Annotated in this window: 4 protein-coding genes and 1 tRNA gene; all 5 read left to right on the top strand. The window is 45.4% G+C overall.

The features are described 5' to 3' along the window. The first annotated feature begins 216 nt into the window (after nucleotides 1-216). Nucleotides 217-292 (top strand) — tRNA-Asn (locus tag R7H07_RS08465). A gap of 351 nt (nucleotides 293-643) precedes the next feature. Beyond that, nucleotides 644-2,941, top strand: coding sequence for a formate C-acetyltransferase (gene pflB / locus R7H07_RS08470; RefSeq protein ID WP_065274718.1), 2,298 nt, complete (start codon nucleotides 644-646; stop codon nucleotides 2,939-2,941). 305 nt (nucleotides 2,942-3,246) lie between these two features. After that, nucleotides 3,247-3,825, top strand: a complete 579-nt coding sequence (gene rsxA, locus R7H07_RS08475) for an electron transport complex subunit RsxA (protein WP_005380762.1) — start codon at nucleotides 3,247-3,249, stop codon at nucleotides 3,823-3,825. Nucleotides 3,826-3,828: 3 nt separating this feature from the next. After that, a complete protein-coding gene (rsxB, locus tag R7H07_RS08480) occupies nucleotides 3,829-4,425 on the top strand; it encodes an electron transport complex subunit RsxB (protein WP_005380760.1) in 597 nt (198 codons plus the stop codon). Nucleotides 4,426-4,433: 8 nt separating this feature from the next. Then, nucleotides 4,434-6,674: electron transport complex subunit RsxC (rsxC, locus tag R7H07_RS08485; RefSeq protein WP_318094544.1), on the top strand; the 2,241-nt coding region annotated here is incomplete at its 3' end.

Consider the following 6,674-nt stretch of genomic DNA (forward strand, 5'->3'; position numbering starts at 1 on the left):
AATAAAAACTTAGTTGCATATCAATTTTCTTTACCCAGATCTCATCAACATACTTATCCACAAATTTAGTGGATAACTAACCTCGAGCCTTTACTGGCAAGCCATACAGAAAAGTAAAGCCCTTAACTCAATATTTTTTTCTAAAAATGTATTTTTTTACTGTTGACAGTAGTTTGAGTGCTCGGTAAGATTCGTCCCGCTTTCAAGCAAAGCAATTCCTCCTTAGCTCAGTTGGTAGAGCGACGGACTGTTAATCCGCAGGTCGCTGGTTCGAGCCCAGCAGGAGGAGCCAGATTATAGAAAAGCCGTGTCGCAAGACACGGCTTTTTTTGTATCTTAATCGCCATGAAATCTAAGCCAATCTAGGCGTCATAAAATCACACCGAAATAAGTTCAAATTACAGAACTCATAACATTGTCATAGATAGTGTTCTCACAGTACCACACATTTAATTCTGTCTCTTTTCTAGCAAAAAACAATCATAACCAATTGAATCTATTATTAATGCAATTTAATCATTGAAAAAATGAAAAGCATTCATTTTACTCATACCAAATAAATCCATACGATTAAAAGGGTTAAGAATGGTTCCGTCCTACTCGTCGCCTCCATTCTAATTATCAATAACTTAGGGATTTACTTATGACTATTCCGACAACTGACATGCTAGATGCATGGGCTGGATTTACTGCTGGTGAATGGCAAAACTCTGTCAACACTCGTGACTTCATCCAAAAAAACTATACACCCTATGAGGGAGACGAGTCTTTCTTAGCCGAGGTTAGCAAATCCACTTCAGCATTATGGAACCAAGTGCTTGAAGGCATAAAACAAGAAAGCCGCACACACGCCCCTATTGATTTTGACACAGACTTGCCCTCAACAATCACTTCCCACGATGCAGGCTACATCAACAAAGATCTGGAAAAGATCGTTGGCTTACAAACTGATCAACCGCTAAAACGTGCAATCATCGCCAATGGCGGGATTCGCATGGTAAAAAACTCGTGCGAAGTTTATGGCCGCGAATTGGATCCAACGGTTGAAAAAATCTTCACTGAATACCGTAAAACTCACAACAAAGCGTGTTTCGACCTTTACACCAAAGAAATTCTAGCCTGTCGTAAATCCGGCATCATCACGGGCCTTCCTGATGCTTATGGCCGTGGTCGTATCATTGGTGACTATCGCCGTCTCGCCCTATACGGTATCGACTTCTTAAAAGCAGACAAAAAAGAACAATACAATTCAACACAAACGTTCTTAGAACAAGGCAACGATCTTGAGAAAACACTTCGTCTTCGCGAAGAAATAGCCGATCAAGTTCAAGCACTTGAAGACATTCGTCAAATGGGTCTGAAATACGGCATTGATATGTCGCTACCTGCAAAAACAGCACAAGAAGCGATCCAATTTACCTACTTTGGCTACCTAGCGGCGGTTAAATCGCAAAACGGCGCAGCAATGTCACTGGGCCGTACTTCGACTTTCCTAGACGTCTATCTAGAGCGCGATATCGCAAACGATTTGATTGATGAATCACAAGCGCAAGAAATGATTGACCACTTCATCATGAAGCTACGCATGGTTCGCTTCCTACGCACACCAGAATACGATTCATTGTTTTCTGGCGACCCAATCTGGGCAACCGAAGCCATGGCAGGTATGGGTGTTGATGGCCGTACACTAGTATCTAAAACGACATTCCGATACTTACATACGCTACATACTATGGGCCCTGCTCCTGAACCAAATATGACGATTCTTTGGTCAGAGCAATTGCCTGAAGCGTTCAAACAATATGCTGCAAAAGTGTCGATTGATACCTCTTCGGTTCAATACGAAAACGACGATCTAATGCGTCCTGATTTCGACAATGACGACTACGCGATTGCCTGTTGTGTGAGCCCGCAGGTTGTTGGTCAGCACATGCAATTCTTTGGTGCACGTGCCAACCTTGCAAAAGCACTGCTTTACACCATCAATGGTGGTATCGATGAAAAATCGAAAGCGCAAGTGGGTCCGGTAGTGGACAAAGTTCAAGATGAAATTCTCGACTTTGACGCTTTGATGCCTCGTTTCGACAATATGTTGGAGTGGCTAGCAACGCAATACGTCACAGCGTTGAACATCATCCATTATTCGCATGACCGTTACAGCTACGAAGCATCACTGATGGCATTGATGGATCGCGACGTGCACCGCACGATGGCGTGTGGTATTGCAGGTCTGTCTGTTGTTGCAGACTCTTTAGCAGCAATTAAATACGCAACCGTGAAACCCGTTCGTGATGAAGATGGCATCGCCGTTGATTTTAAAATCGAAGGTGATTATCCAAAATTTGGTAACAACGATGCCCGTGTTGATGACATCGCTTGTGATCTAGTTGAGCGCTTCATGAAGAAAATTCAGAAGATGCACACCTACCGCGAAGCAGTGCCAACTCAATCGATTTTAACAATCACATCTAACGTGGTTTACGGTAAAAAAACGGGTAATACACCAGATGGCCGTCGCGCAGGTATGCCTTTTGGACCGGGTGCAAACCCAATGCACGGTCGTGATGAAAAAGGGGCGGTTGCGTCTCTGGCATCGGTTTCTAAATTACCGTTCGCTTACGCTAAAGATGGTATTTCTTACACTTTCTCAATTGTGCCTAACGCATTGGGTAAAGATGACTTGAGTCAGAAGAAGAACCTAGCTGCGCTAATGGATGGTTACTTCCATCACGAAGCAAGCAACGAGGGCATTGCGATTGAAGGTGGTCAACACCTTAACGTCAACGTTCTAGACCGAGAGATGTTATTGGATGCGGTTGAACATCCAGAGAAATACCCTCAGTTGACGATTCGAGTGTCTGGTTATGCGGTACGTTTTAACTCTCTAACGACAGAGCAACAGCAAGACGTCATCACTCGTACCTTCACGAGTAAGATATAAACACAGTCCATCAAGCACTCAGAAAGTTTAAATAATTAGCTTGTAAATATACATTGCCCGCCTCTCTTTTCTACCTGGGAGAGGCGGGCTTTTTTTAAAATCACACATTAGATGAAAATTAATAGGTAGTATCCTCTCGCTAACAATACATTCAGCAAACGATTCAATTTCTTATTGATTCATCAAAATAGATCAAATAGACGACTATTTTTCCATCGTGTATGTAAAACCACATCGTTCACTGGTTGTTATTGGTGTCACAAAACACGATAATATCAAGATCGGATTTTAAGAACGTAATAACTATGACCGAATATGTTTTGTTGTTGGTCGGCACTGTGCTGGTGAACAACTTTGTACTGGTGAAGTTTTTGGGCCTATGTCCTTTCATGGGTGTGTCCAAAAAACTGGAAACAGCAATAGGTATGGGCTTAGCGACAACTTTTGTGCTAACACTCGCGTCAGTGTGTGCGTATTTAGTGGAAAGCTACATCCTTCGTCCACTAGGTATTGAGTACCTTCGAACCATGAGTTTTATTTTGGTGATAGCCGTTGTGGTGCAGTTCACCGAAATGGTTGTGCACAAAACCAGCCCGACGCTTTATCGCTTGCTTGGCATTTTCTTACCGCTGATCACAACAAACTGCGCAGTATTGGGCGTGGCACTTCTTAACATTAATGAAAACCATAACTTTATTGAATCGATCATCTACGGCTTCGGCGCCGCTGTTGGTTTCTCATTGGTGTTGATACTTTTTGCATCCATGCGAGAGCGCATAGCCGCCGCCGACGTTCCTGTACCTTTTAAAGGTGCATCAATAGCAATGATTACAGCAGGTTTAATGTCACTCGCCTTTATGGGCTTTACAGGTTTGGTGAAGTAAGCGATGAGTACGATTTTAATTGCGATTATCGCGTTAGCGGTTCTGGCTGCGATTTTCGGCGCGATACTTGGTTTTGCTTCTATTCGCTTTAAAGTTGAAGCGGACCCTATTGTGGATCAAATCGACGCCATTTTACCGCAAACTCAATGCGGTCAATGTGGCTACCCTGGTTGCCGCCCTTATGCTGAAGCAATTGCAAATGGCGACCACATAAACAAATGTCCCCCTGGTGGTCAGGCAACAATCGAAAAGCTCGCCGACTTAATGGGTGTTGAGCCAGAAGAATCTGCGCACGATCTCGACAGCAAAATTCCAACCGTTGCGTTTATTCATGAAGACATGTGTATTGGCTGCACTAAGTGTATTCAGGCGTGTCCGGTGGATGCAATTGTAGGCGGAACAAAGGCGGTCCATACCGTAATCAAAGATGAATGTACGGGCTGTGACTTGTGTGTTGCCCCATGTCCGACTGATTGTATTGAAATGATTCCTGTGGCAACGACCACAGAAAGCTGGAAGTGGCAACTTCACTCCATTCCGGTACTTAACATTACGGATGCTGCCGACAATGCAGCGAACGTGAAAGATTCAATTAAGTAAGGTTTCACATGTTGTCTTTGATTGAACAAATTCGTACAGGCGCGCTTTGGGATTTCCCAGGTGGTGTGCATCCGGCAGAAAATAAAAAGCAGTCCAACAAAACTGAACTCGCTCATGCGGCTATCCCGTCAGAAATTGTATTGCCGCTAAAACAGCACATTGGTAAAGCGGGTAACCTACTGGTTGCCGAAGGTGACTACGTATTAAAAGGTCAGCCATTAACGCAATCGGAGACCGGCTTTACGGTTCCAGTGCATGCTCCAACATCAGGTACGCTCACCGCGATTGAGCCACGAACTGTCGCGCACCCTTCTGGGTTAAGTGAGTTGTGCGCAGTCATCACGCCTGATGGGAAAGATGCATGGTGTGAAAGAAACCCCGTCGCAGATTACCAACAAGAAACCCCTGACGCACTGATTGATATTATTCGTCTCGCTGGTATTTCTGGTATGGGTGGCGCAGGCTTCCCTACTGCAAAAAAAATCCAATCAGGTTTTGCTCGTACCGAGATTCTTATCGTTAATGCAGCAGAGTGCGAGCCATACATCACGTCTGATGACAAGCTCATGCAAGAACATGCCGAAGAGCTTATTCAAGGTATCGAAATTGTCGAACATATCCTGACACCAAAGCTCACGATTATTGGCATTGAAGACAACAAGCCAGAAGCAATCAAAGCGCTAGAAGCTGCGGCTATAAACAAAGATATCGTTATTCGCGTTATCCCGACTAAATACCCTTCTGGCGGTGAAAAACAGCTGATCAAAATTTTAACCAATAAAGAAGTACCAAGTGGCGCGATTCCAGCCGATATTGGTATTTTGGTTCAGAATGTTGGTTCTCTTTACGCTATAAAACGCGCAGTCATCGACGGTGAACCGATGATAAAGCGCATCGTGACTCTCACTGGTAAAACCTTCAAACAACCACGCAACGTTTGGGCATTGTTAGGGACACCAGTACAAGCACTGTTGGATGAGTTTGGCTATAAAGCAGATAAGAAGTTACAGCGTTTAATTATGGGTGGGCCAATGATGGGCTTTACCCTTCCTCACTCCCAAGTGCCGATTACCAAGACAGCAAACTGTATCCTTGCTCCGACTCGTCGTGAGATCTCTCCGCACCAGTATGAGATGGAATGTATTCGCTGTAGCCAATGTGCAGAAGCGTGCCCTGCTTCGCTGCTGCCTCAACAACTGCAATGGCATGCAAAAGCTGAAGAGTATGACAAACTCGAAGAATTAAACTTAAAGGATTGTATCGAGTGCGGCGCTTGTGCGTTTGTATGTCCAAGTGAAATTCCGCTCGTACAGTACTACCGCCAAGCGAAAGCAGAAATTAGAACTAGAACACAAGAAGCGGAAGCTGCAGAGCGAGCAAAACTGCGTTTTGAAGAGAAAAAAGCGCGTATGGAACGCGAAAAAGCAGAACGTGAAAATCGCTTCAAGAAAGCTGCCGATCAGCGCCGTAAAGAGATGAAGTCTTCTGGCGGCGATGATGCGATAGCAGCAGCAATCGCACGAGTGAAAGCTCAAAAGACAGAAACCACAGAAAAAACAGAGCCAGCAGTAAAACCAGCCGTAGCGGCAGCCATTGCCAAAGCGAAGGCGAAACAAGCGGCAGCAGCTAAAGCAGGCTCTAGTGAACCTGATAACTCAGAAATGGCAAAACTGCGCGAAGAGCGCAAACGTCTTGCTCGCGAACGGAAAGCGCAAAAAGAACAAGGCGAAACGCCAGACAATAACGCTGATGATAAAAAGTCGGCAGTTGCGGCCGCCATCGCCCGAGCTAAAGCGAAAAAAGCACAACAAGAAGATTCAACTGAATCTGTAGAATCGGAAACGTCTGCACAGCAAGACAGCGATCCGAAGAAAGCCGCGGTTGCTGCTGCCATTGCACGTGCCAAAGCACGTAAAGCGAAGCAAGCAGACTCAACTGAAGCGGAAGAAGCTGACGCACCTGCTGAGCAAACCGACGATCCGAAAAAAGCCGCCGTGGCTGCTGCGATTGCACGTGCCAAAGCGCGAAAAGCGAAGCAAGCAGACTCAACTGAAGTGGAAGAAGCTGACGCACCTGCCGAGCAAACCGAAGATCCGAAAAAAGCCGCCGTGGCTGCTGCGATTGCACGTGCCAAAGCACGTAAAGCGAAGCAAGCAGACTCAACTGAAGCGGAAGAAGCTGAAGCACCTACTGAGCAAACCGACGATCCGAAAAAAGCCGCCGTGGCTGCTGCGATTGCACGTGCCAAA

It is taken from the genome of Vibrio sp. Vb1127 (genome assembly GCF_033338735.1).
Classification (GTDB): Bacteria; Pseudomonadota; Gammaproteobacteria; order Enterobacterales; family Vibrionaceae; genus Vibrio; species Vibrio alginolyticus.